This is a genomic window from Streptomyces canus, from assembly GCF_030815415.1.
GTDB classification, from domain to species: Bacteria; Actinomycetota; Actinomycetes; order Streptomycetales; family Streptomycetaceae; genus Streptomyces; species Streptomyces canus_F.
In genome coordinates this window covers 622326-646860 of sequence record NZ_JAUSWW010000001.1, presented here as the reverse complement: position 1 = coordinate 646860, position 24535 = coordinate 622326, and the positions used below count along the sequence as shown (strand labels likewise).

Sequence of the window (24535 nt, the reverse complement as noted above, 5' to 3'; positions counted from 1 at the left end):
TCGGCGCTCCGGAAGTTGACAGCCCAGATCCGCGACACCACCTTCGCCGAGGACGCCTCCCAACTGTGGACCGGCAACACCCCCGCGCGATGGGCACTTGGCGCAACCTCACCATCAAAGTCCTCCGCGCGGCCGGAGTGAAGAACATCGCGGCCGACCTACGCCGCGACCCTCGCCGCCCCCCCCGCACTCCTCGGACTCGGATGATCACGAACCGGACGTCATGCGACTACGCCGAAACCCTGGCGCTGACGCCGACACGCGCAAATGCCATCGCCACCCCTGTGCCAATCGGTACGACGCTTGCCGCTTACGGCGTACTGGGTGGTGCGACGGTCACCAACACCGGCCCCACGGTGGTCGAAGGTCTCAACGTCGGTGTGAGCCCCGGTTCGGCCATCACCGGGTTCCTGCCCGGCATTGTGACCCCGCCGGGGACTCTGCACAGGGCCGATGCCCACGCGGGCCTGGCCAAGACCCAGCTGACCACGGCGTACAACCAGGCCGCCGGACAGTCGCTGGACCCCGTGGTGTACAACGACGCTCCCCACGAGTTCGGCGGCCAGGTGCTGACGCCGGGCCTCTACAGGGCGAACAGCAGCGCGGAGATCACCGGCACGCTCACCCTGGACGCCCAGGGCAACCCCAATGCCGTCTGGGTGTTCCAGATCGGTTCGACTCTGACGACGGCAGCCGAGAACAGCACGGTGAGCTTCGTCAACGGCGCATCGCCGTGCAACGTGTTCTGGCAGGTGGGCAGTTCGGCCACGCTCGGTACCAACACCTCGTTCGTGGGCACCATCCTGGCCAGCGAGTCGATCAGTGCCACCACGGGAGCGACCATCAACGGCCGACTGCTGGCCGATGCAGGCGGCACCGGTAACGGCGCCGTGACGCTGGACACCAACAGGATCTTCCTGGGGGCCGTGCGCGGCCGGGGGCACCGGTGGCACGACCGGTGGCTTGATCACGGGTGGCGTGATCGCCGGTGCCACGTCAGGTGGCACCACGGTCGGCGTCATCGGCGGTGTGCCGACGGGTGGTGGAACCGGTGGTGTTCTGGGCGGCGTTCTGACGTCCGGTGGAACCACCGGTGGCGTGCTGGGCGGCCTCGTGGCGGGCGCCACCAGTGGCGGCGCCGTCGGCGGTGCGACAGGTGGCCAGACCGGTGGGACGGCAGGTGGAAACGGCCACGACCACGGCGGGAAGCCCGACGACCACGGCCAGGGCGGGAAGCCCGAGGGCTACGGCAGTGGCCACGGAGATCACCACGGGAAGTCTGACGAGGCCGTCGGCGCGCGCCGGATCATGGCAGTTCCGTCGCGCGCCGCCGACGAGATCTCAGGAGCAGCCGTGAGAGAAGCCAGGACGGAAAGGCCCGTGGGGCCCGAGCCGACAAGGGAGACGGTCCGGGGAGGGGGAGTCCCTGTGCTGCAAGATTCTTCGCAGTCTCCGCCCATCCTCCTGAGAGCGGTGACGAGTGCCGCAGTGGCCCTGTGTCTGGCGACGGCCCTGGTCCACGTCCTCCTCGTGTTCCTGCACGTGGCACCCGCCAACCTGCTCTCCCAGCAGTACAGCCGGCAGGTCAATGTGTGGGTCTTCCCCCTGTTCGAGCAGAACTGGAGACTCTTCGCCCCGGACCCCGAGTCGGTCAACCGGCAGATCTCGGCGCGGACCGTGCACACCGCCCCGGACGGCACAGTCCGGGTGAGCGGCTGGTTCGACCTGACCGCCGTCGACAACTCCGCGGTCAAGCACAACGCCTTTCCGAGCCATACGGCGCAGAACATGCTGCGGCGGGCGTGGAGTGCGTACGTCGAAACCCATGGTGGCGACGACCAGCCCCGCTCGGAGCGGGCGCTGATGGTGCAGCGGTACCTGACCAACATCGCGACGGATCGCATCGCCGACCACCGCGGCGGCACCTTCGAGTCCGTCCAACTGCGGGTGATCACCATGCCCATCGCCGCGCCTGCCGCAGCGAGCGGCCCCGACGCGTCCGCCGCGGTACCGAAGCCTGCCGAAACGTGGTACTTGCCCTGGTGGAAGGTGGACTCCCATGGAAACTGAGCGGTCGCTCCCGCTGTGTCGGCGCACTCCTGAGGCGGAGGCGCGCGCGCCGCGCCATGTATCCGAGCGGATCGGTGCGTTGCTCACCGTCGTGACCGGCCGGCCGGTCTCGCTGTACGCCGCCGCGGTCCTGCGGATCGGATACGGCCTGCTCTATCTCGTCTTCCTGCTGCGTGAGTTTCCGCACCGTGACCAGATCTGGGGTCCCGGCTCACCGTGGACGCCCGAGCTGGCCAGGCAGCTGTTCGACCAGACGGGGTGGGCCAGCATCCTCACCCTGTCCGACAGCCGGGCGTACTTCGAGAGCTGCTACGTGCTGGCACTCGTCACCTCCGCGCTGTTCATGGTGGGTTGGCGGACCAGAGCGGTGTCCGTGCTGTTCGCGGTCGTGGTGGCCTCGTTCCATTCCAGGGCCATCTTCATGACCGACGGAGGAGACAACCTCGTCCTCCTGATGGCCGTGTACCTGGCCTTCACCGCATGCGGCCGACGCTGGTCCCTGGACGCGCGCGGAACCCGGCTCCGAGCCTCCACAGCGAAAACCACGCGCCCGCCGGTGGCTGGGGCTGCGGCCGGGCTCCGCGAGACCCGCCGGACCCTGACGTCCGTGCTGCACAACTGCGGCATGTTCGTCATCGCGGCCCAGGTCTGCTTCCTCTACGGATCCGCGGGCCTCTACAAGGTGCAGGGCGGCACCTGGGGCAACGGCACCGCTCTCCACTACGTCCTGAACCTCGACCTGTTCCGGCCCTGGCCCGAGCTCTCCCTCATCGCGGACGAGCACGACGTACTGATCGCCATCGCCTGCTACCTGACGGTGCTGCTGCAGGTCGCCTTCCCGTTCGTTCTGTTCGGGCGGCTCAAGTACCCGGTCCTGACCATGCTGTTGGGCATGCACCTGGGCATCGCCGTCCTCATGGGCCTGCCACTCTTCTCCGGCGCGATGATCATCGCGGACGCCGTGTTCCTGCCGGACCGCTTCTACCGGTCGCTGGGACGACTGTGGCAGCGCATCAGAAGGCGGCCAGACGCCTGGGGCACGGGGCCCCGTCGCGCGGAGAGCCGGCACTCGTGCCGTCACAGCCCGCACCGTCGAGCCACTGAAGGCCCTGCGGTCGGACGTGTGCCGCTGCGGCGGAACCGGTGCTGCGGGGAAGCTCGCCCGCGCGCTGGGCGGAGGGCATCGCGAAGACCAGGTCCCGGTTGGCTTCCACCCCTACGCTGGAACGCAGCACGGGAGAGTGGTTGCGGGGACACGATGAGCGTGAACGGGGCGTCCGGCAAGGCATCTGACGGTGCGTCTGACCGGCGATGGTTCATCAGCCATGCGGGTGCGGATCGTGCGCTCATCGACCGTCGCCGCACTCAGGGTGGCTTGCCGCGTCGATGTACATCTTGGTGACGTCGGTGATGAAGTCGCGGCTGCTGTCGGGGCTGAGCGCCTGGGCCTGGAGGTGGTCATGCAGCACGCTGTAATGCTGCACATCGGAGGGCTTCTCCAGGTAGAGGTCGCTGGTGAACCGCTCCAGATGCACCGCCGCCGCAGAACTGTCGGCGAACCGCAGGATGGAGAACTGTCCTGACAGGCCCGGATGGGCGCCCGCCGTGTAAGGGAGGACCTGCACCATGATGTGAGGCTCGGCTCCGAGCGCGTTCAGGTGCTCGAGCTGTTCCCGCATGAGGTCCGGGCTGCCGACGACGCGACGCAGTGACGTTTCGTCCAGGACGACCCACAGGCGCAGCGGGCGGGACGGGTTGTAGATCCGGTGCTGTCGGCGCAGCCGCACCTTCAGGCGCGCGCCGGCTTCTTCGGCAGTGAGTGGGGGGATCGTTTCCTTGATGACCGCGTGAGCGTAGGCGGGGGTCTGCAGCAGAGAGGGGATCGTCATGGACTCGTAGGTATGGAGGGAGGTAGCGTCCGTCTCCAGGGCGATATAGATGCTCTGGGGGATGTCGCCGTAGGCGTGCCACCAGCCCTGTTGCCCGGATTCCTTGGCCATCTGCATCAGGGAATCGATGACTTGCTGGTCCGTCACTTTGTAGATCTCGCACAGGTCGCGTACGTCGCGACGGCTGATGGCGCGGTTGCCGTTCTCCAGGTGGCTGATCTTGGACTGGGACACCATGAGTAGCTCGGCAACCTCTGTGCTCTTCAGTCCACTGGCCAGGCGAAGCCGGCGAAGCTGGGCTCCCAGACGGCGTCTCCTGATGGTGGGGTTGCTGTTCGCCGCCACGAGCGGTGTACCTCCGGCTCCGAGTCATCCTGCTGGGCCGCAGATTGCCATGGAGCACGGGGTGTTGATCATGCGCCATGCCGTCATGTTCGTCGGGCAACTGAAACGGACGGTGACTCTGTCATTTGCCTCACGACAAGGATCGCAGGCGTTCTGTGCGGAGGGTCTTTCCCAGCAGGGCCCGCTCTGGCGATGGCAAGCAAGCGCACGCCCAACCTCCACTGACGCAGAACATCGGCGCACCCGGCCCCCGGGGTGTCGCTTGCGCAAAAAATCGAACAGGTGTCTCAATAGGGGGGTGGAACGCGTAGACCTCCCCGACCTTCCTGACGACTTGGTGTGCCTGCAAGCAGCCTGGTACCGCACCTACGACGCGCTCGCCGCACCCCGCCCGGCCCGTACGACGGCCCTGCGCCGCCGCCTGTACGCGCTGTCGGTGAGGCTGCGCCGGCACCCGTACTGGACGCGCACGGCCGCGGTGCCGGCGGCCCGCGCGGAACTGCGCCGCCAGGCGCGACAGCTGCGGACCCTGGAGAGTGCCCGGTGAACCGCCGGCCGGAGCACTTCACGGTGCGCGAGGAGCAGGTCCTGTCCCAGATCCGCCGCTCGATCCTCGACCGCGGCGAAGCACTGTCGGTACGCGAGCTGGGAGCGGCCCTGGGACTGCGCAGCCCGGCATCGGTGGTCTACCACCTGCGGAACCTGGAACGCAGTGGCGCCCTGGTCCGCGACGGACGCAACTGGAACACCTGCCGACTCACCCGCTAGGAAGCCGCCCCGAACAGCGGCGCCTCGCCCGGTCCCATGTAGGTGCGGATACGCGTGAGCCGGACTGGATGGCGCCAGCAATCGGCACTGTCCCGGGCGACGTCCACGGCGACTTCGGCGACAACGTCGGGCAGGACCAGGTGCACCGACAACTGCTCCCGCGAGCCCTACCCCACACGAAAGGAGCGCTGCTCTGCCAGCGGCAGAACGGCGGCCGGACCGGGCTCGACGATCACTACAGTCCCGTCTCATGACGACGATTACGACGCGTACGGTCGAGTACCCGGCCGACGGTCTGACGATGATCGGGCACCTCGCGCTCCCGGCCGGTGTCGACCGCCGGCCCGCCGTGCTGCTCGGACCAGAGGGCACGGGGCTCAGCGACGTCGAGCGCCGCCGGGCCGATGCTCTCGCCGAACGGGGATACATAGCGCTGGCCTTCGACCTCCACGGCGGGCGCTATTTGAGCGACCCCCAGGAGATGCTGGCCCGCTGCCTGCCGCTGCTCGCTGATCCCGACCGGATGCGAGCCATCGGCCATGCGGCACTCGACGTGTTACGCACCGAACCGCGGACCGACCCCGACCGGATCGCCGCCGTCGGCTACGGCACCGGAGGCGCCATCGGGCTGGAACTCGGGCGCGACGGCGTCAACCTGCGCGCGATCGGCACCATCAACGCAACTACCACGGGCCGACCCGGCGAGGCAGCACGCATCCGCTGCCCGGTGTGGGCCGGGGTCGGGTCGGAAGACCCGATCATGCCGCCCGCACAACGGAACGCGTTCACCGCCGAGATGCAGGCCGCAGGCGTCGACTGGCGCCTCACGGTCTACGGCGGCGCCTTGCACGCCTTCCACCACCCGCCGGTCGACCACCCCACGGTCCCCGGCGTCGGCTACCACCCGCAGCACGCGCAGCGAGCCTGGCGCGACGTCGTCGACCTGCTCGCCGAGTGCCTGCCCGTGACGGAGGTTCTGGGGGCATGATCCAGGCGACGCGGTGCGTGATCGTTCTTGCTAGTCTCATGCTCATGCCAAAGTTCGGTCGGATACAGCTCACAGAAGGAACTTTGTGATCAAGAGCCGCTCCATCAAGCGGATAGGCACCCTCGCGGGCACCCTCTCCGCCGCCGTCCTCCTCGCCGTCACCCAGGCATCTGCCGTCACCGCTGAAACCGAGCGCGCCACGGACGTCAACGGCCCTGCCAGCGTCGATAGTTGGGAATGCGCCAGCAGCGGAGAGTCTGCCAGTGTCGGCTGGAACGCCACCGTCTGCTACTCGCAACTGGGGGACTGGTTCTATCTCCACGACGGGAAGGCGGACGGCTCCTCCGCCGTTGTGGACTGGGCGATCCGTGACGCCCAGGGCCGCACTGTGCGCTATGGCGCCGTCTTCAACGCGGACGGCGCCGGTGCCGTCCGCTACAAGAACAAGGACTTCCCCGACGGCTCGAACGACACGATCCGCTTCCGCGCCTGCCTTGGTCACTGGTCGACGAAGCTGATCACGGCGGGCACGTGTTCCGCCTGGGTGACCCGGCAGACCTGACCCGCACCTGACGGCTTCGATGCCGAGGCGCAGGCCCTCGTCCGGGTGCCGTCGGGGCCGCCGTCAAGGGAGGCGCTTCTCCCGCCGTGTCCCCGTGTACGGGCTGCCCGAGCCGCCGTCCTTCGTGGGCTGGCCTCCCACTGTGCAGCCCGCCGACTCGTAGTAGGCGCGCGTGCGCAAGGCGGGGCACCGCGGCTGTTCGTCACCGCCAAGGTCGCCAAGTGGCTTCGGGCCGAATCGATCGCGCAGCCTTGCGCGCAGCGTCCCGTCGACCACGTCGGCAGGTGTCCCGAACTGGAGGGCCAGATGCTCTTCTGCGTCCACCGCAATTTGCATTCGTGGTTGAGTTCCGCCGCCGGCGCGACGAAGCTCTGGCCGGCCCGGCCGGAGTGGCAGTGGCGCGTCGTTCGGCGGCCGGGCGCTCGCGCTGCGCGGCCGGCCGGTGCGGCCGGAGAACCGACCACGACCACGAACGGAATGCTGAGCCGCCGCTGGGGGAGATGCCGCTGACCGAATCAGGTCCGACGCGAACCCGTCGCCATGGCACCGGTGGCGAGGCCTTCAGCGCATCGGGCGGCCAGGCGGCTCTCCCCGCGCTCACCGGTTCCCGCCGCTCTCCTGCGGCAGGCTGTGGGTGCGGACCACGTCGGTGTACCACCGCGCGCTGGACTTGGGGATGCGCTTGCCGGTCGGATAGTCGACGTAGACGGCACCGAAGCGCTTGCTGTAGCCGTAACCCCACTCGAAGTTGTCCAGCAGAGACCACAGGAAGTAGCCCCGGACGTCGACGCCGGCCACGAGCGCCCGGTGCACGGCTGACAGGTGGCCGTGGAGGTAGGCGATGCGTTCGGGGTCGGCCACCTCGCCTTCCGGGTTCACGTAGTCGTCGAACGCGGCCCCGTTCTCGGTGATCACCAGAGGCATCGCGGGGAAGTCTGCCTTGAGACGCGTCAGCAGGTCGTAGAGACCGCTGGGGTCGACCGCCCATCCCATGGCAGTGGTGCTGCCCGGCGGCCGGTGGAAGGCGACGTTGTCGGCGCCCGGCCAGGGGCTGTGCTCGCTCATCCCATGGCCGTCGGATCCATGGCTGGCCTCGCCCCGGGCGGCGGAAACGAGTGTGGGTGTGTAGTAGTTGACGCCCAGGAAGTCCAGCGGCTGGTGGATGGTGGCGGTGTCGCCGTCCCGTACGAAGGCCCAGTCGGTCAGATGCGCCGTGTCCTGGAGGAGGTCCTGGGGGTATTGACCTTCCAGCAGCGGGCCGGTGAAGACACGGTTGGCCAGTGCGTCGATCCGCCGGGCTGCGTCGAGGTCCTCGGCTGCCTCGGTCAGGGAGCGGACGTGATGAATATTGAGCGTGATGGACGCCTGTGCGCGGGCGGGCAGTTCGGCGCGCAGGGCCTGTACGGCCTTGCCGTGGGCGAGGTTGAGATGGTGCGCCGCGCGCAGGGCCGCGGCCGGGTCGGTGCGCCCGGGCGCATGGACACCTGAGCCGTATCCGAGGAAGGCGCTGCACCAGGGCTCGTTGAGGGTGATCCAGGTCTTCACCCGGTCGCCCAGCGCATGTGCCGCCAGGGCCGCGTAGTCGGCGAACCGGTCGGCGGTGGCGCGCTCCGGCCAGCCGCCGGCGTCCTCCAACTCCTGCGGCAGGTCCCAGTGGTACAGCGTGACGACCGGTTCTATGCCCTTTTCCAGCAGTGCGTCGGTCAGGGCGCGATAGAAATCGAGCCCCTTTTCGACGGCCGGGCCGCGGCCGGTCGGCTGCACGCGCGACCACGACAGGGAGAACCGGTAGGCGCTCACTCCGAGGTCGGCCATGATCTCGACGTCCTCGCGCCAGCGGTGGTAGTGGTCGGTGGCGACGTCACCGGTGTCACCGTTGCGCACCCTGCCGGGCATGCGCGAGTAGGTGTCCCAGATCGAAGGAGTGCGTCCGTCCGCGGAGGCGGCACCCTCGATCTGGTACGCGGCGGTCGCAGTGCCCCAGATGAATCCCTGCGGAAAGGTGCGGACGGCGATGTTCTCCGGGGCGGGCGCGACGCGTCGGGTTGCGGTGCTCACGTGGGTCCTTCCAGGTGACGTGCGGGGAGGGGGAGGCGAAGCGAGGTGGGGGCGTGGAGGGGCCGCGGCAGCGGGGGTCGGCACGGCATTCACCCCTTGACCGCCCCCTGCATGATTCCGCCGACGATCTGACGGCCGAAGACGATGAAGAGGGCGAGCAGAGGTAGGGTGCCGAGCAGCGCGCCCGCCATGATCAGCGACTGGTCGCGCACGTATCCCGCGCTGAGCTGGGTGAGGGCGACGGGCACTGTCGGATTGGTCATGTCGAGCACGATGAAGGGCCAGAAGAAGTCGTTCCAGGCGTGCACGAACGTGATCATGAAAAGCACGGCCATGGGAGGTCGGGCAATCGGCAGCACGATGCTCCAGAAGATGCGCAGGGAGTGCGCACCGTCGACCCGTCCGGCCTCGACGAGTTCGTCGGGCAGTGCTTCGGCCAGGTACTGCCGCATGAAGAACACGCCGACGGCGCTGACGAGGGTGGGGAAGATGACGGCGGGCAGCTTCTGGCCCCAGCCCAGTTCCGTCATCATCATGAACAGCGGTACGACGCCCAGTTGCGGCGGCACCATCATCGTGCCGATCACGAGCATCAGCAGGATGTTGCGGCCCTTGAAGCGGAGTTTGGCGAACGCGAAGCCGGCGAGGGTGGCGAACAGGACCGTGGACAGGGCGATCACGCCGGCCACGATCAGGCTGTTGAGCATGGCCTTGCCCAGCGCGGCGTCCTGCCAGGCCTTGCCGAGGTTCTCCAGGAGATGGGGTCCCGGCAGGAATGGCGGAGGCGTCTGGGTGACGCGCGTGTTGTCGGTCGAGGCCGCCACCATCGTCCAGTACAGCGGGAACAGTGAGAACAGCGCCGCGATCCCCAGCAGGATGTAGGCGACGGGACCCGCGTGGTGCTGACGTCCGGCACCCGGGTGCCGGAACAGTCGGCGGCGCCGTTCACCGGACGGGGTGGCCTTGCGGGTTTTCCGAGCGGTCCCGGGGCGTGCGTCCGTCGCCTGGACCGGGATGCTGTCTGTGGTCATGGAGATCTCCGGTCAGGTCCTGCGCGTGATGACGCGCTTGACGATTCGTTGGACGACGAACACGACAATGAGCAGCAGGAACATCGCCCAGGCGACCGTGGCGGCCCGGCCCATCTGGTAGTTCTTCCAGCCCTCCTCGTACAGCAGCAGACCCAGCGTCTGGTACTGGTTGTCGGCACCCCCCGTGATGCCGTTCGGACCCTGGCCGAAGATCAAGGGCTCACCGAAGAGCTGCGTGGCGCCGATCGTGGACAGGACGATGGTGAACACGATGGTGGAACGGATGCCGGGAACGGTGACCTTCAGGAACTGTTGCCACCGCGAGGCGCCGTCGATGGCCGCGGCCTCGTAGCGGTCGCGCGGGATCGCCTGCATCGCCGCGAGGTAGAGCAGCGCGTTATAGCCCGTCCAGCGCCAGATCACGATGGAGGAAATCGCCGTCTGCGCGGCCCACTTGTTGTTCTCCCAGTCGAGGTTGTCGACACCGACGAGGCTCAACATCCAGTTGATCATGCCGAAGTCACGTTCGAAGAGCATCGTGAACACGAGGGCCGCGGCACCGACCGACGTGGCGTACGGCGTCAGGGCGGCGACGCGGAAGAAGGTGGAGCCGCGCAGCTGGTAGTTGAGCAGGTGCGCCAGTCCGAGCGCCATCAGCAGCTGGGGCACGGTCGACAGGACACCGATGGTGAAGGTGTTGAGGAGCGCGTTCCAGAATCGGTCGTCGTCCCACAGCGCCGTGTAGTTGTCGAAGCCGACCCACTCCATGAGGTTCAGGGTCGACAGTTCGACGCGGTGCAGCGAGATCCACGAGGTGTAGATGAGCGGGTAGAAGCTGAAGGCGGCGAACACGATGAAGAACGGGGCGACGAAGGCGTACGGGGCACCCCGGACGTCGAGGCGGTGCAGCAGCGTACGGCGCCGCTGACGCTCCGCGCCGATGCCGGGCGCACCGTCGGGGGGTGTCGAGGTGGAGATGGCCACCGGAAGGCGTCCTTCCTGGAGGGGGAGAGGCGGGCAGGGGCCCGGCGACCCGTAGGGGCCGTGCGTAGGGCGCCGGGCGGCGGCGGGCAAGGGCCCCAGGTCAGCCGGCGGCCTTCTCGATGCGCTCGTCAGTGGTCTCCCAGGCCTCGTTCGGGCTCTTGTTCTGCGCCTCGATCAAGGTCAGACCCTGCGAGAAGATGTCCTTGATGGTGCCGTCCTTACGGCCGAGCACCTGCTCGTCGGGGATCTCCTGGGCCGCGGCGCCGAAGATCTTTCCGATGGGCGCACCATTGAAGTAGTCCGACGTGGCATCGACGACTTCGGGCATCTCCAACGCGGTCTGCGACGAAGGGAAGTTGCCGATCTTCTCGAAGAGGTAGGCCTGCTGCTCGGGGGCGGTGAGCCAGGCGACGAGGTCCTGCGCCTCCTTCTTGACGGGGCTCTTCTCCATCACGCCGAGGAACGATCCGCCCCAGTTGGCGCCCTTGGGTGCCTTGGCGACGTCCCACTTGCCCTTGTTCTTCGGTCCCGCCTTCTCGCTGATGTGCGCGAGCATCCATGCCGGGCAGACGGTGCTGGCGAAGGTGCTGTTGGCCAGGCCAGGGTCCCAACCGGGCTGGAACTGGCGGAGTTTGGCGGTCAGATCGGACGTGGCCGCTTCGGAGGCCAGCTTCCACGCGTCCTTCACGACAGGGTTGGTGGCGTAGATCAGCTTGCCCTGCTTGTCGTAGAACTGCTGGGAGTTGCCGTAGATCATGGCGTTGAACAGCCCGCTGGAGCTGTCCATGAAGGCGACCTTGTCGTCCTTCGAGTCCTGCTTGAACCGCTTGCCCGCGTCGACGTACTTCGACCAGTCGCCCTCCCACAGTTTGGCGACCTCGTCGCGGTCGGTGGGCAGGCCGGCCTGCTCGAAGAGGTCCTTGCGGTAGCAGACCGCCATCGGGCCGATGTCGGTGCCGAGGCCGATGACCTTCTTGTCGGCGGCGGTGACCTGGCTCTGTTTCCACGGAAGGAAGTGGTCTGTCCCGGCCACGCCGGCCAGATCGACGAACTTGTCCTTCTGGGTGTCGGACAGTTCCTTGGCCCGACCAATTTCTATGCCCTGGATGTCCTTGAGTCCGCTGCCTGCGGCCAAGTGGGTCTGCAGGGCGGTGTAGTAGGTCTGTTCGTCGCCCGCGACGTCCGCCTTGATGATGACGTTCGGGTGTTCCTTCATGTACTTGTCGAGCAGACCGGTCTCCTTGAAGCCCATGACGCCGAAGAGCCCCATGGTGATGGTGACCTTGCCGTCCTTCTTGCCCCCACCGGTCCCTCCGTCGCTGCCCCCGCAGCCCACGACCAGGCCGAGAGCCGACGCGAGGGACACAGCGGTCACGACTTTCGTACGCAATGTCCTTCGGAACTTGTCCATTCAGTCCTCCTAGCGGCGGCGCTGACGCACCGGAGTTCGCGCCCCGCGGTCCGCTCCGCAGGCATGATTTGTCCGGTGGGTACGTTCCCAATAGACGGTGGGAACGTACCCACCCAAGAGCCCGCAGCCTGGCCGCCACGAAAGGCGTCTGTCAAGAAGTTGAATCCACTTCGTTGCCGAAAGATGTCGCGAGCCCGCACCCGGGCCGCGCGGGCGCTCTCCTCAGATCTGGCACAATGCGCAGGTGAAAGCCGTCCAGGCATCGCCGAGCGAGGGAGGCGTCATGGGGGAAAGGCAACGCCCGACCATCATTACCGTGGCCGCGCGCGCCGGTGTCGGACGCACCACGGTTTCACGAGTCATCAACGGCTCCGAGCTCGTCAGTGAGAAGGCGAGGGCCGCCGTGCTCGCCGCCATCGCCGAACTCAACTACGTCCCGAACTCGGTTGCCCGAGGACTGGTGACGAGCCGGACGAACTCCGTGGCCCTGGTGATCCCCGAGTCGGAGAGCAGACTCGGCTCCGAGCCCTACTTCTCGGCGGTCATCCGCGGTGTCAGCACCGCCCTCGCGGAGACCCGCACACAGCTCCAACTGGTGCTTGTCCGCGACCAGGCCGAGCGGGACCAGCTCACCGAGTCCGTCGCGGAACGGCGTGTCGACGGCGTGCTCCTGGTCTCGGTGCACGAGCACGACCCGCTGCCGGGGCTGCTCGAGGACATGGGGCTGCCCACGGTGCTCGCCGGACGCCGTTCCCCCGACGAGTCGCTCAGCCACGTGCACTCCGACAACACGGGTGGAGCCGCGACGGCCGTCAACCACCTCCTCGCGCGGGGCCGGCGCACCGTCGCCACCATCAGTGGACCGCTTGACATGGACGTAGCGCGCAGCAGGCTCCAGGGCTGGCGTGAGGCCCTCGAGAAGGCGGGCCACCAGGCCACGGACCGACTCGCGGCCTCGGCCGACTTCACCGAGGAGGGCGGCGCGGCGGCGATGCGTTCACTCCTTGAACGGGTACCCGAGCTCGACGCCTTGTTCGTCGCCTCGGACGTCATGGCGGCCGGGGCTCTGGCGGAGCTGCGCAGGCAGGGGAGGAGTGTCCCCGACGACGTGGCCGTGGTCGGATTCGACGACTCCATCATCGCCCGGCACACCAATCCGCCCCTCAGCACCGTGCGTCAGCCCGTCGAGGAGATCGGCGCCATGATCGGACGCATCCTTCTGGAGGAGATCGGGGATCCTGAGAGGCCGCGTCGGCGCGTCACGCTTCCCACTGAGCTCGTCGTGCGTGAATCGTCTTGACTTCCTCCTCCTCGTGAACGAGGGGGATTCCTACGGCTCGCGCCGTGGGGTGTTTGGGCTCCGCTTTCGGGCCCGTCCTCGGAACCCGGCTTTCGCTGCGTCCGCCGGGCGGATGCACGATGTCGTGCGGCCGGCGCGGAGCCGGGACAGTGTCGAAGACGCAGGCCACCGTCGCCATGCTCTCGCGGTCGCCATTCCTTCGAGGCGTTGGACAGAGAGTCCAGTCGTGCCAGATCCCTTCAGGTCCTGTCTCGCCCGGCACACCGGGCAGCCCTGGCAGACCACGCTGTTCCTCGCGTTGCTGGCCGCCCAGCTCGGCGTTGTACTGGGGCTGCGGGAGCGGTTGTTCACCCGTGAGAACCCCTTCCTCTCGTGGGCAGTGTTGGCCGCGGTGGGGCTGGGAGCCGCCGCCCTGTACGTGCCGTTCGTGCGGGCCGTCCTGGAGACTCGCCGCCGTCCTGGCCCGGTCTGGCAGCGGCACTCGCCGCGGGGCTGACCGGATTCGGCACCGCCCGCGCGGAGAGCCGAGCGGGCGGGCGCGGCAACGGATCACCTGCGGTACGTGGAGGAGCGGCCGACCGCGTCCCCGGGCACAGGCTTCCCGATCGGACTGGCCGGCGCGCTGGAGACCACCATGGCCCAACTGCGCCGCAGCGATGTCCACTTGCCACCTGGCATCGGCAGGCGGCCTCAGGTGGTGCATGGACCGCGGACCGTCGTACCCGGGCTGCCGTCGGTCACAGTGTTTCGCGCTGGCTGCCCAAGTACCGCGCGGGACACCGGACATACCCGCGCGGCATCATGTCCAGGGGTCGCCCGGGAACGAGAAGCGGACGGCTTCGGACCGTCCGTCGGGCCGGGTTGAGGACTACGCTGCGATACGGATGTCCCAGACCCCGGCGGTTGTCGTTGCTCGACACAGATGGCTGCGGGGTGCGGGCTCTCGTCCGTCACCCGGCGCATCCTTGAAAGGATCTGAGCGGGTCCGCTGTCCTGTCGCACAGGCTGCCGGGCCGGCCGACGCTCCGCCTCCGCCGAACGCACGCCCCCGCCGGCAGCGCGCCATGGGGCTCCGCGCTCGTCGAGCGTCCAGACGGCAGCCGCCCGCTCGTCGCCAAAGGCGCGCCCGAGGCGGTCCTGGCCCGCTGCGGTGACGTACCGGACGAGGCCGCGGCGGTGCTCCAGGAGCACCTCGCGGCGGGCAGTGTGTACGGGCCGGGGTCAGCGGAGCCAGGCGTGGTCGCGGACGACGGGGAGGCCGGCCCAGATCCTGCCGAGTCCCCAGGTAGTGCCTGCGCCCGCGACCGCGAGGGCGATCAGGACGACGGCGTACACGACGTGGTAGTCGATGAGCGGGTTGCTGGACATGCTTGGCGAGCCATCGGACAGGTGTTTGGCGGGCGGCCACTCGGCGATCCACATGAACGCCATCAGGGCGGTGCCGGCGACCGCGGCGAGCCGCAGTGCGATGCCGCTGACCAGGGCGAGGCCGACGCCGAGCAGACCGAGCATGAACAGCCAGTTCACCCAGCCCGCTCCGGCCCAGGAGTGGAAGGTGGACTCCATGGGTCCGGCGGCGACGCCGCTGAGGAAGCCCTTGGTGGGTGAGCCGCCGTCGGCCCAGCCCTTGCCGGACGCGGTGGCGTAGCCCCAGCCGAAGGTCTTGTCGAGGAAGGCCCACAGGAAGACGAACCCGGTCACGATCCGCAGCCCCGGGAAGACCTGGGCGCGGGCCGCTGTGGCCGTCGTTGTTGTGCCGGTCGTGGTCTCGCCGGGCCTCTGGGCCGTCCCGGCCCGGCGTCGCGACGGGAGGTGGAAACCCGCGTGCGGGCCGGGAGTTTCGTGTACTGCCATGATGTTCATCCCTGTCTGGGCTCTGGTGGGCGTACCGCGGTATCTGTCCGCTCGCCGGCGTCGTCCTGCGTTCAATGTCCCGCCCGGGCCGGCCGGACCACAGGTGCCCACAGGTCCCGTCACAGGGGCCGAACGTCCCTGCCCCGAAGAGGGCCGGATGCCGGACGGGACCCCGCCGCCTGCCCGTTCCGGGCGGGCTAACCGCCTGGGGCAGGAGGTGGGGTCGTTCGGCCCCTGCCGTGTGCGGGGACACCGGACGATGCTGGATACGCGGCAGGGCGGCTCGTTGCGCCAAGGTCACACCAGGCCGCACCGACAGCCCTGCGGACGGAGCCGGGGCCATTCCCGTGCTCCGCCGACGCACCCCGGGACCTCGCGTGGCAACGACGTGGTCCTCATTCTGAGGAGCAGCACCATGGAAGCTCTGATCTTCCTTCTGGTCATTGCGATCCTCTTGGCCTTGGTGGCACTCGCCATGGCCGTCAAGATCGTCAAGCAGTACGAACAAGGAGTGCTGTTCAGGTTCGGCCGACTCGTCGGATCACGGGAACCGGGGCTGCGGGTCATCGTCCCGGTCGTGGATGTCCTGCACCGGGTGTCGCTGCGGATCGTGACGATGCCGATCCAGTCCCAAGGCATCATCACCCGCGACAATGTGAGCGTCGATGTGTCGGCGGTCGCCTACTTCCGGGTCGTGGACGCGGTGAAATCGGTCATCGCGATCGAGAACGTTCACACGGCGATCAACCAGATCGCCCAGACCACCCTGCGCAAGGTCGTCGGCCAGCACACCCTCGACGAGACACTCTCGGAGACCGACCGCATCAACCTCGGCATCCGCGAGATCCTCGACGTCACGACTGCCGAATGGGGTGTGGAGGTCACCTTGGTGGAGCTCAAGGACATCCAGCTCCCCGACAGCATGAAGCGGGCGATGGCCCGCCAGGCCGAGGCCGAGCGCGAGAAGCGCGCCAAAATCATCAACGCCGAAGGCGAATCACTGGCCGCCGCGGCACTCGGCGACGCCTCGGACATCATGATGAACCACCCGCTCGCACTCCAACTCCGCAACCTCCAGAGCCTGGTGGAGATCGGCGTGGACAAGAACACCACCGTCGTATTCCCCGCCCCCCTCATGAGCACCATCGGCGAACTCGGCTCCTTCCTCGCCCGCGAGACAGCAGCAGCCGCCCCGGCCACCGCGCCGCCGCCCGCCGACCGGACCACGACCGGCCCGGACCCGGAACTGAACGGGGCAGCCAAGACCGTCTGATCAACCGTGTCGCCATGGCGGTGACCCGCCAGGACCTGTCCTGGCGGGTCACCGCCATGGCAACACGGGACGGTGGTCCCCTTGTGCCTGGTCCGAACGGGGCTACGCTGGCGACCAGACGTCCTGGACCCCGGCGCTTACTACCAGTTGACACGGATGCACCCGGGCGGCCCCTGTGCGGTCGCCCGATGCTTCCCCCGCGGCCGCCGGCCCGATACTCGAACTCTCCCGCCGTACGGCCGCATTCAGAGACACACGGCACCGCGCCGGGCGTCCATGACCGTGTCCTGAGGCATCAGAAAGGACCGTTCTCCAGTCTTCCCCTCGAGGAGACACGTACGTCCTGCCTCGCACAACGGCGCCGTGCCGACCTCTTCCGGACGGGAGACACCATGCCCACCTCTCAGATGCTGACAGGGCATTGGCACGGCGCTGATGGCCGGGTCCTGATCACCGGGGCAGGCGACCCCGGCAACGATCCGGTGCCACGTACGGGTCCTCCCCAGAGGCTTCGGCCAGTGCACCCGGGCTCCGAGCCCGGTTCCTGGGGCCCACGGTGGTGACCGCACCGACCGGGACCCGAACCGTCGATGCGGAACCCCATAACCCCCAGGTCGAACGGCTCCTCGCACGCCGACGCTCGGTCGTTGCCTGGTGCGACCGTCACCTGATGGCCATCCACGCCCTGTCCACCCTCATGACGGACGACCCGGGCGTTGTGGAGGCGGCCCTGTCCGAGGTACTCACCGACCCCGCCGACTCTCCCGCGGTCTTCGGCAAGGAGGAGGGCCCCGGCTTCGCTGTCCCTGCTCCTCACCCAGCACCCCCACGTCCAGCTCCCGCACACCTGCCCGCGGCCAGAGACCGCTGTCCCGACAGCGCATCCTCCCCGCTCGACCGCATCGAGCTTGCTCTCCACCTCATCGGTGACCACTCCTGCGCCACCGTCTCCCGAACACTCGGCTTCCCCGAGCGCTCCATCGCCGCCCGTCTGAGTTCGGGGCTGTGGGTGCTGTTCACCCCCTGCGACGGCGACACCAGCTACTCGCCGCAGGGTCGGCTCTCTTCCGGGTGCCGTTAGGTCTCCCACGTGAACAGATAGGGAGGAAAACCTCATATGGGTACCCGGGTGTACGACCCAGAGTCCGGACACCCCCCTGCCGCAGGCCGGATCAGCGGCTCGCCCTCGATGCCACCCCCGCCGAAGTGCGCGGGGGCGGCTTCCTCGACGGTTCGACGGGGCCCCGGACCCGAGGCTGTCGCACGATTCGTCGAGGGGACCGGCGGGGCGGCCGCGATCGGTGCCCTGGGCGCGGCGCACGAGATCGTTCACGGAAGGTCGGGCGCGCTGGTCCGGCCGGATCTGCCCGTCGCTTCGATCCTCGTGACGCGAGGGGGCGTGCGGGGAGGGCCGGGCGGTGCGGAGACATTCCTGTGCGAGGCAAGGGCGACCCGGCGATGACAGCGACAGTGATGGCCGGAACGCGGGGGCCCGAGGCATGGCGTGGCTTCGCCGGGACACGGTGGCACGATCCGAGCGAGCTGGGGGAATGTCGACGTACGAGACTTCGTCCAGGCCAACTACACTCCGTACGAGGGCGATTCTGCTTTCCTAGCGGGTCCGACGGGCCGCACCCGGGCCGTGTAGGAGAAGGTCAGTCCCTGTTCCCGGAAGAGCGGTGCAGGGGCATCCTCGACGTCGACACCGCGACCCCATCGACGATCACCTCGCACGCGCGCGGATACATCGACCGCGAGCGGGAGTTGATCGTCGGCCCGCAGACCGATGCCTCGCGGAAGCGCGCGATCATGCCGAACGGCGGCCTGCGGATGGTCCAGAACAGCCAGCCCCGGGACAACGAGTCCCAGGTGCACTCCGCGCGGCCCCAGCATGGGGTTGCTCTCGTGCGTCCGCTCGACGGCGGTCAGGATTCCGGTGAAGTCGTCCCGTGAGAGTGGTACGGATGCGCTCCCTGCGCGCGGACCCGCCGAGGGACCGGCGCTCGCACCCGAACTGGCGGGCCTGTCACCCCGCAAGCGGGGCATCCTCGCACTCATCGGGGATGGGCTTACCAACTGCGAGATCGGCAAGAAGCTACCCGTTTGCCGACTATCACCTCATCTGCGCCGTCCTGGGGCGTCGGCAGGTTCTGGGCCAGGTTTCCGCTCGTCCTCACCCAATCGGCTGGCTGCGCTGACCGCCCGCAGGTCCCGGGCAGGGGCCGATCGGGCCCCTGCCCGGGACCTGCGGCCCCTGCGCCACGGACTCGATCGACACCAGTCTGGAATCGGGATCGTGCGATCCCGATACAGGAGGTGGTGACCATGCGCCGCACCGTTACTGTGGGCCTCGACGGCTCACCGGAGAGCCGCGCCGCCGCCGAATGGGCGGCCAGGGAGGCCAAGCTGCGCGGCCTGCCACTCAAGCTCGTCAACGTCGGGGAGCCGGTTCCCGCACCGACGGCGCGGGAACCGCTCCTCGGCGCCGACCCCCTGCAGCACGGGAGCGAGCTGAGCGAGACGGGTGCACCCCCGGCCGAAGGCTGGGGGAGGATCCGCCGTGAGTCCGCAGAGGGACTGAGGCTGCGGCACCCCGGTGTCGAGATCACCGCGGAGCAGCTCCCCGGCCGGCCCGGCGAGGTCCTGGCGCACGTGGCCGAGGACGCCGCGCTGCTCGTCCTGGGCTCGCGCGGGCTGAGCGGGGTCGGCGGGTTCCTGGTGGGCTCGGTCGGCCTCGCCGTCGTGGCGCACGCCGAGCGGCCCGTGGTCCTCGTACGGGCTGGTGAACAGGCCGCCGACGAGCACCTGATGGACCCGACGGGCATCCCGTCCGCCGCGGCCCCCTACCGGCCCGTGGTCCTGGGTCTGGACACCGATGACCCGGACCCCTCGCTCGTCGAGTTCGCCTTCGACGCGGCCGTCCGCCGCGTCACCTCCCTGCGGGTCGTCCACGGCTGGAACCCGCCGCCCTACTACGCCTACGGTCTCTCCTCCGACCTCGAACTCCATACCGAGCTGTCCGGGCAGCAGGCCTCCGCCCTGACCGATCTCCTGCGCCCGTGGCGGCAGAAGTTCCCCGCCGTCGAGGTCGTCGAGGAGTCCCGCTACGGAACTGCCGCCATTCACCTGGTCGACGCCTCGCGTGAGGCCTCCCTGATCGTCGTGGGCCGCCGTATCCGCCGCAGGCCGCTCGGCGTGCGCATCGGCCCGATCACGCACGCCGTACTGCACCACTCCACCGCCCCCGTCGCCGTCGTCCCGCACGGCTGACCTGTCCCGAGGAGGAGAGAATCGATGAAGGCAGCAGTCGTACGAGCCTTCGGCGAGCCCCTGGTCATCGAGGAGCGCCCCGATCCCGAGCCCGGCCCCGGACAGGTCCGTATCCGGGTCGAGGCCTCCGGGCTGTGCCACACCGACATCCACGCTGCCCACGGGGACTGGCCCGTCAAGCCGAACCCGCCGTTCGTCCCTGGCCACGAGGGCGTCGGCCTCGTCGAGAAGCTCGGTGACGGCGTCACCCGTCTGGCCCTCGGGCAGCGGGTCGCCGTGCCGTGGTTGGGGAAGGCCTGCGGGCGGTGCGAGCACTGCCTGTCCGGCTGGGAGACGCTGTGCGAGCAGCAGATCAACACCGGATACGGGTGCGACGGCGGGTACGCCGAGAAGATGCTGGCCTGGGCCGACTTCGCCCAGCCGGTGCCCCAGGGCATCAGCGCCCTGGAGGCCGCCCCACTGAGCTGCGCCGGCGTCACCACGTACAAGGCCCTCAAGGTCGCCGACGTCAAGCCGACCCAGCTCGTGGCCATCTCCGGTGTCGGAGGACTGGGCCACCTGGCGGTGCAGTACGCGAAGATCGCCGGGGCGACCGTCGCCGCGATCGACGTCACCGACGAGAAGCTCGAACTCGCCGCGGAACTCGGGGCCGACCTCGTCATCGACGCCCGCAAGCAGGACCCGGGAGAGGTGCTGCGACGGTACGGCGGTGCACATGCCGCCGTCGCGCTCGCGGTGAACGAGGCGGCGTTCTCGGCGGCGTACGCCGGGCTGCGGCGCGGCGGGAAGCTCGTGATGGTGGCGCTGCCGACGCACGGCACGATCCAGGTCCCGATCTTCGACACGGTGCTGAACGGCACTTCGGTGATCGGTTCCATCGTGGGCACCCGGCAGGACCTGGCCGAGGTCTTCCAGCTCCACGCGGCAGGCCGCACCAGGGTCATCTACGAGGCACGGCCGCTCGCCGGCGTCAATGAGTCCATCGACGACGTGCTGCGCGGCGAGATCAAGGCGCGGATCGTCTTCGACATGGCTGCGGGAAGGTGAGGACGACGGAACTCCCCCTGGTCGTGGGCGTCGACGGTTCCGAGCCGAGTCTGCGCGCCGTGGACTGGGCGGCCGACGAGGCCGCCCTGCGCGGGGTGCCGCTGCGGCTGGTGTACGCCTCGCTGTGGGAGCGCTACGAGGGTGCCGCGCTCGCCACGGGTCTTGGCAGGTCCTCGGAGCAGGTGCTGGCCGACACCATCGTCGAGGCCGCCGCGAAGCACGCCCACCGCCGCGAGGCGGACGTGAAGATCTCCACCGAGGTACTGCCCGAAGAGCCGGTGCCTGCTCTGCTGCGTGAGGGCCGTACCGCTTCGGCGCTGGTCCTGGGCTCGCGCGGCCGCGGAGGCATCGCCGAGCTGGTGCTCGGCTCGGTCAGTCTCGCGGTCGCCGCCCGCGCCGACTGCCCAGTGATCGTGCTGCGCGGCAGCCACGACAACCGGGCGGACTCCGCGAGGCGCGGGCGCGTCGTGCTGGGGGTCGGCGAGGAGCCGGAGAACTCGGCGGCCGTGCGCTTCGCCTTCCGGGAAGCGGCGCAGCGCCGGGTGCCCCTGGAGGCCGTACGCGCCTGGCGGTGCCCCGGGTACGAGACCACCGACCACCCTTTGATGGCCGGCGAACCCGCCCGGCTGCACGAGGAGCGGGCCGTTCATACCCTGGACGCGGCGCTGCGGGATGTCCCGGAGGGTGTGGAACTGCACCGGCGTACCGCCGAAGGCCCCGCACGTACGGTGCTGCTCGACGCGTCGGCTGACGCCGGGCTGCTTGTCGTCGGTGCCCAGCGGCGCCACGGCCACTTCGGGCTCCAGCTCGGCCGGGTCGCCCACGCGGTCCTGCACCACGCCGCCTGCCCGGTGGCCGTCGTACCCCAACGGGCATGACCGGCGCAGAGCGCCACTGTGTGCGCGACGCGCGGGTTCACGTGCTCCGAGACGCGTTCCAACGTGGCGTCCCTCGAACACCACGACGAGGGGACGCCCCCGGTTCACGCCTCTTCCTGAAGCCCGACTTGCTTCGACGAGTTACGGAGTCACCATGCCCAAGGTCGAACACCGGAACAGCACCGCGCTGACCGACGAGGAACTGCGCACCCTGGACGCCCACTGGCGAGCCGCCAACTACCTGGCCGTCGGCCAGATCTATCTGATGGCCAACCCACTGCTGACCGAACCCCTCGCCGCCGCCCACATCAAGCCGCGGCTGCTCGGCCACTGGGGCACCTCGCCGGGTCTCAACCTCGTGTACACGCACCTCAACCGGGTGATCAAGGCCCGCGGTCTCGACGCGCTGTGCGTATGGGGTCCCGGCCACGGCGGCCCGGCGGTGCTCGCGAACTCCTGGCTGGAGGGCAGCTACAGCGAGACCTACCCGGACATCTCGCGGGACGCGGCGGGCATGGACCGGCTCTTCCGGCAGTTCTCGTTCCCCGGCGGAGTCCCCAGCCATGTCGCGCCCGAGACACCCGGATCGATCCACGAGGGCGGCGAGCTCGGCTACTCACTCGCGCACGCCTACGGCGCCGCCTTCGACAACCCGGACCTGCTGGTCGCCTGTGTGATCGGTGACGGTGAGGCGGAGACCGGGCCACTGGCCGCGTCCTGGCACTCCAACAAGTTCCTCGACCCGGTGCACGACGGCGCGGTCCTGCCGATCCTGCACCTCAACGGCTACAAGATCGCCAACCCGACCGTGCTGTCCAGGCTCCCGGAGCCGGAACTCGACGAGCTGCTGCGCGGCTACGGCCACGAGCCGATCCATGTCACCAGCGACGACCCGCACCAGGTACACCGCGCCATGGCCGACGCCTTCGACCGGGCACTGGACCGCATCGCCCTGATGCAGCGCACGGCCCGCGAGGACGGCGTGACCGAGCGCGCGCACTGGCCCATGATCGTGCTGCGCACCCCGAAGGGCTGGACGGGACCCGCCGAGGTCGACGACGTCCCGGTCGAGGGCACCTGGCGTGCCCACCAGGTCCCGCTGTCCGGCGTACGCGAAAACCCCCAGCACCTGCGGCAGTTGGAGAGCTGGCTGCGCTCGTACCGTCCTGAGGAGCTGTTCGGCGCCGACGGGCGGCCCGCCGCCGACGTCCTCGCCTGTGTCCCCGAGGGGTCCCGGCGGCTCGGCGCCACCCCGCACGCCAACGGCGGCCTGCTCGTGCGCGACCTGCCCATGCCGTCCCTGGACCGCTTCGCCGTCCCCGTCGACAAGCCGGGCGTCACCCTGCACGAGCCCACTCGGGTCCTCGGTGACCTCCTCGAAGGGGTCATGCGGGACACATCGGAACGGCGCGACTTCCGCCTGGTGGGCCCGGACGAGACCGCGTCCAACCGGCTGGGCGCCGTCTTCAACGCCAGCGGCAAGGCCTGGCAGGCCCAGATTCTCCAGGTGGACGAACACCTGGACCGGCACGGCCGGGTGATGGAGATCCTCTCCGAACACCTCTGCCAGGGCTGGCTGGAGGGCTATCTCCTCACCGGACGGCACGGACTGTTCTCCTGCTACGAGGCGTTCGTGCACATCGTCGACTCGATGGTCAACCAACACATCAAGTGGCTCAAGACATCGAGGGGGTTGCCGTGGCGGGCTCCGGTCGCCTCCCTCAACTACCTTCTGACGTCGCATGTCTGGCGTCAGGACCACAACGGCTTCTCGCACCAGGACCCCGGGTTCATCGACCACGTCCTCAGCAAGAGCCCCGAGGTCGTACGGGTCTACCTGCCGCCGGACGCCAACACCCTGCTGTCCGTGGCGGATCACGTCCTGCGCAGCCGCGACTACGTCAACGTGATCGTGGCGGGCAAGCAGCCCTGTTTCGACTGGCTGTCCATGGAAGAGGCCCGCGCACACTGTGCCCGCGGTGCCGGGATCTGGGACTGGGCGGGCAGCGAGAACAGCGGTGAGCCCGACGTGGTGCTGGCCTGCGCGGGAGACGTACCGACGCTGGAGATCCTGGCCGCCTCCGATCTGCTGCGGCGCCATCTGCCGGAACTCGCCGTCCGGGTCGTCAATGTGGTCGACCTGGCCCGGCTGCTGCCGCGCGAGGAACACCCGCACGGGATGGGCGACTTCGAGTACGACGGCCTGTTCACCACCGACAAGCCGGTGATCTTGGCGTACCACGGCTACCCCTGGCTGATCCACCGGCTCGCCTACCGTCGCACCGGCCACGCCAACCTCCACGTCCGCGGCTACAAGGAGATGGGCACCACGACCACACCGTTCGACATGGTCGTCCGTAACGACATGGACCGCTACCGGCTTGTCATGGACGTCATCGACCGCGTCCCCGGACTCGCTGTCCGCGCCGCCGCCGTACGGCAGGAGATGGCCGACGCCCGCACCCGCCACCACGCCTGGATCCGCGAGCACGGCACCGACCTGCCCGAGGTCACCGACTGGACCTGGACGGCCTGAACACCCCTACAGCGCGAAGGAGTTCAACGCCATGTCCGTACGCGTCGGCATCAACGGCTTCGGCCGCACCTACCTCCGCGCGGCCCTCGAACGTGCCGGAAGCGGTCACCGATGACGTCGCTCCCGCGACGTCATCGGTGACCCAGCTTCCTGCGTCTTCGACCCGGCCCTGACACAGGCGCACGGCAATCTGGGCAAGGACTTCGGCTGGCACGACGACGAGTGGGGCTACACCAACCGGCTCCTGGACCGCACGGCGCTGGCGGCCGAC

The 24535-nt window shown here is 69.1% G+C and carries 21 protein-coding genes and 4 pseudogenes; 17 read left to right on the top strand and 8 right to left on the bottom strand.

What is annotated here, in order from left to right; genetic code table 11:
* Positions 1–89 precede the first annotated feature (89 nt).
* Positions 90–854 (top strand): annotated as a pseudogene (locus QF037_RS02985) (ice-binding family protein); the annotation flags it as partial.
* Positions 855–996: 142 nt separating this feature from the next.
* On the opposite strand, the gene QF037_RS02980 reads toward QF037_RS02985, so the two are convergent.
* Positions 997–1260, bottom strand: coding sequence for a hypothetical protein (locus tag QF037_RS02980; protein ID WP_307037822.1), 264 nt, complete (start codon positions 1258–1260; stop codon positions 997–999).
* Between the two features lie 213 nt (positions 1261–1473).
* On the opposite strand from QF037_RS02980, the gene QF037_RS02975 reads away from it, so the two are divergent.
* Entirely contained in the window at positions 1474–2070 is a 597-nt protein-coding gene (locus QF037_RS02975) for a DUF5819 family protein (RefSeq protein ID WP_307021506.1), read from the top strand.
* Complete coding sequence (locus tag QF037_RS02970; RefSeq protein WP_307021504.1) at positions 2060–3472, top strand: HTTM domain-containing protein; 1413 nt, start codon at positions 2060–2062, stop codon at positions 3470–3472. Before QF037_RS02975 ends, QF037_RS02970 begins: the two co-directional genes overlap by 11 nt.
* Here the strand turns inward: QF037_RS02970 and QF037_RS02965 are convergent.
* Positions 3417–4304 (bottom strand): helix-turn-helix domain-containing protein, encoded by an 888-nt coding sequence (locus QF037_RS02965; RefSeq protein ID WP_307021501.1) that lies wholly within the window; start codon positions 4302–4304, stop codon positions 3417–3419. The two genes, QF037_RS02970 and QF037_RS02965, sit on opposite strands and share 56 nt — an antisense overlap.
* Before the next feature lie 298 nt (positions 4305–4602).
* Here QF037_RS02965 and QF037_RS02960 point away from each other — a divergent pair, with 298 nt between their 5' ends.
* The 4 genes from QF037_RS02960 to QF037_RS02945 all read left to right on the top strand — a co-directional run bounded on the left by QF037_RS02960 (position 4603) and on the right by QF037_RS02945 (position 6622).
* Entirely contained in the window at positions 4603–4851 is a 249-nt protein-coding gene (locus QF037_RS02960; RefSeq protein ID WP_307021499.1) for a hypothetical protein, read from the top strand.
* Entirely contained in the window at positions 4848–5072 is a 225-nt protein-coding gene (locus QF037_RS02955; RefSeq protein ID WP_307021497.1) for a hypothetical protein, read from the top strand. Before QF037_RS02960 ends, QF037_RS02955 begins: the two co-directional genes overlap by 4 nt.
* Before the next feature lie 250 nt (positions 5073–5322).
* Positions 5323–6060, top strand: coding sequence for a dienelactone hydrolase family protein (locus tag QF037_RS02950; protein ID WP_307021495.1), 738 nt, complete (start codon positions 5323–5325; stop codon positions 6058–6060).
* 85 nt (positions 6061–6145) lie between these two features.
* Positions 6146–6622 (top strand): hypothetical protein, encoded by a 477-nt coding sequence (locus QF037_RS02945; RefSeq protein WP_307021494.1) that lies wholly within the window; start codon positions 6146–6148, stop codon positions 6620–6622.
* A 597-nt stretch (positions 6623–7219) separates the two neighbouring features.
* Here QF037_RS02945 and QF037_RS02940 read toward each other — a convergent pair.
* The 4 genes from QF037_RS02940 to QF037_RS02925 all read right to left on the bottom strand — a co-directional run bounded on the left by QF037_RS02940 (position 7220) and on the right by QF037_RS02925 (position 12106).
* Complete coding sequence (locus QF037_RS02940) at positions 7220–8680, bottom strand: GH1 family beta-glucosidase (RefSeq protein WP_307021491.1); 1461 nt, start codon at positions 8678–8680, stop codon at positions 7220–7222.
* A gap of 89 nt (positions 8681–8769) precedes the next feature.
* Positions 8770–9711 carry a carbohydrate ABC transporter permease gene (locus QF037_RS02935; RefSeq protein ID WP_307021489.1) on the bottom strand — a complete coding sequence of 314 codons (942 nt, stop codon included), beginning with the start codon at positions 9709–9711 and terminating at the stop codon, positions 8770–8772.
* Positions 9712–9723: 12 nt separating this feature from the next.
* Entirely contained in the window at positions 9724–10695 is a 972-nt protein-coding gene (locus QF037_RS02930) for a carbohydrate ABC transporter permease (protein ID WP_373463653.1), read from the bottom strand.
* A gap of 100 nt (positions 10696–10795) precedes the next feature.
* Positions 10796–12106, bottom strand: a complete 1311-nt coding sequence (locus QF037_RS02925) for an ABC transporter substrate-binding protein (protein WP_307021487.1) — start codon at positions 12104–12106, stop codon at positions 10796–10798.
* A 283-nt stretch (positions 12107–12389) separates the two neighbouring features.
* Between QF037_RS02925 and QF037_RS02920 the strand changes: the two genes are divergently transcribed.
* The gene (locus QF037_RS02920; RefSeq protein WP_307021485.1) at positions 12390–13406 is read left to right on the top strand and encodes a LacI family DNA-binding transcriptional regulator; all 1017 of its coding nucleotides are present in this window, start codon (positions 12390–12392) and stop codon (positions 13404–13406) included.
* A gap of 22 nt (positions 13407–13428) precedes the next feature.
* Here QF037_RS02920 and QF037_RS50850 read toward each other — a convergent pair.
* Positions 13429–13593: pseudogene (locus QF037_RS50850) on the bottom strand (ISKra4 family transposase); the annotation flags it as partial.
* A gap of 39 nt (positions 13594–13632) precedes the next feature.
* On the opposite strand from QF037_RS50850, the gene QF037_RS02915 reads away from it, so the two are divergent.
* On the top strand, positions 13633–13902 hold the full coding sequence (locus QF037_RS02915; protein ID WP_307021483.1) for a cation transporting ATPase C-terminal domain-containing protein: 270 nt from the start codon (positions 13633–13635) through the stop codon (positions 13900–13902).
* Positions 13903–14627: 725 nt separating this feature from the next.
* Here the strand turns inward: QF037_RS02915 and QF037_RS02910 are convergent.
* Positions 14628–15260, bottom strand: a complete 633-nt coding sequence (locus QF037_RS02910) for a DoxX family membrane protein (protein ID WP_307021481.1) — start codon at positions 15258–15260, stop codon at positions 14628–14630.
* Between the two features lie 415 nt (positions 15261–15675).
* Between QF037_RS02910 and QF037_RS02905 the strand changes: the two genes are divergently transcribed.
* The 8 genes and pseudogenes from QF037_RS02905 (at position 15676) to QF037_RS02865 (ending at position 24264) form a co-directional block, all read left to right on the top strand.
* Complete coding sequence (locus QF037_RS02905; protein WP_307021479.1) at positions 15676–16533, top strand: slipin family protein; 858 nt, start codon at positions 15676–15678, stop codon at positions 16531–16533.
* Between the two features lie 670 nt (positions 16534–17203).
* A complete protein-coding gene (locus QF037_RS02900) occupies positions 17204–17614 on the top strand; it encodes a hypothetical protein (protein WP_307021477.1) in 411 nt (136 codons plus the stop codon).
* A gap of 377 nt (positions 17615–17991) precedes the next feature.
* A pseudogene (locus tag QF037_RS02890) lies at positions 17992–18375 on the top strand (pyruvate formate lyase family protein); the annotation flags it as partial.
* 122 nt (positions 18376–18497) lie between these two features.
* A pseudogene (locus QF037_RS02885) lies at positions 18498–18631 on the top strand (DNA-binding response regulator); the annotation flags it as partial.
* A 227-nt stretch (positions 18632–18858) separates the two neighbouring features.
* Positions 18859–19803 (top strand): universal stress protein, encoded by a 945-nt coding sequence (locus QF037_RS02880; RefSeq protein WP_307021476.1) that lies wholly within the window; start codon positions 18859–18861, stop codon positions 19801–19803.
* Positions 19804–19827: 24 nt separating this feature from the next.
* The gene (locus tag QF037_RS02875; RefSeq protein WP_307021474.1) at positions 19828–20850 is read left to right on the top strand and encodes a zinc-dependent alcohol dehydrogenase; all 1023 of its coding nucleotides are present in this window, start codon (positions 19828–19830) and stop codon (positions 20848–20850) included.
* Entirely contained in the window at positions 20847–21728 is an 882-nt protein-coding gene (locus QF037_RS02870; RefSeq protein ID WP_307021473.1) for a universal stress protein, read from the top strand. The genes QF037_RS02875 and QF037_RS02870 overlap by 4 nt, the downstream gene beginning before the upstream one ends.
* Before the next feature lie 154 nt (positions 21729–21882).
* Positions 21883–24264 (top strand): phosphoketolase family protein, encoded by a 2382-nt coding sequence (locus QF037_RS02865; RefSeq protein ID WP_307021472.1) that lies wholly within the window; start codon positions 21883–21885, stop codon positions 24262–24264.
* The last annotated feature ends 271 nt before the right edge of the window (positions 24265–24535 follow it).

What these genes read in the sequence shown, in the direction of transcription:
- QF037_RS02900 (WP_307021477.1), top strand. Translation starts at nt 17,204, where the DNA reads ATGGCCATCCACGCCCTGTCCACCCTCATGACGGACGACCCGGGCGTT.
- QF037_RS02920 (WP_307021485.1), top strand. Translation starts at nt 12,390, where the DNA reads ATGGGGGAAAGGCAACGCCCGACCATCATTACCGTGGCCGCGCGCGCC.
- QF037_RS02925 (WP_307021487.1), bottom strand. Translation starts at nt 12,106, where the DNA reads ATGGACAAGTTCCGAAGGACATTGCGTACGAAAGTCGTGACCGCTGTG.
- QF037_RS02880 (WP_307021476.1), top strand. Translation starts at nt 18,859, where the DNA reads ATGCGCCGCACCGTTACTGTGGGCCTCGACGGCTCACCGGAGAGCCGC.
- QF037_RS02935 (WP_307021489.1), bottom strand. Translation starts at nt 9,711, where the DNA reads ATGACCACAGACAGCATCCCGGTCCAGGCGACGGACGCACGCCCCGGG.
- QF037_RS02950 (WP_307021495.1), top strand. Translation starts at nt 5,323, where the DNA reads ATGACGACGATTACGACGCGTACGGTCGAGTACCCGGCCGACGGTCTG.
- QF037_RS02875 (WP_307021474.1), top strand. Translation starts at nt 19,828, where the DNA reads ATGAAGGCAGCAGTCGTACGAGCCTTCGGCGAGCCCCTGGTCATCGAG.
- QF037_RS02970 (WP_307021504.1), top strand. Translation starts at nt 2,060, where the DNA reads ATGGAAACTGAGCGGTCGCTCCCGCTGTGTCGGCGCACTCCTGAGGCG.
- QF037_RS02910 (WP_307021481.1), bottom strand. Translation starts at nt 15,260, where the DNA reads ATGGCAGTACACGAAACTCCCGGCCCGCACGCGGGTTTCCACCTCCCG.
- QF037_RS02865 (WP_307021472.1), top strand. Translation starts at nt 21,883, where the DNA reads ATGCCCAAGGTCGAACACCGGAACAGCACCGCGCTGACCGACGAGGAA.
- QF037_RS02905 (WP_307021479.1), top strand. Translation starts at nt 15,676, where the DNA reads ATGGAAGCTCTGATCTTCCTTCTGGTCATTGCGATCCTCTTGGCCTTG.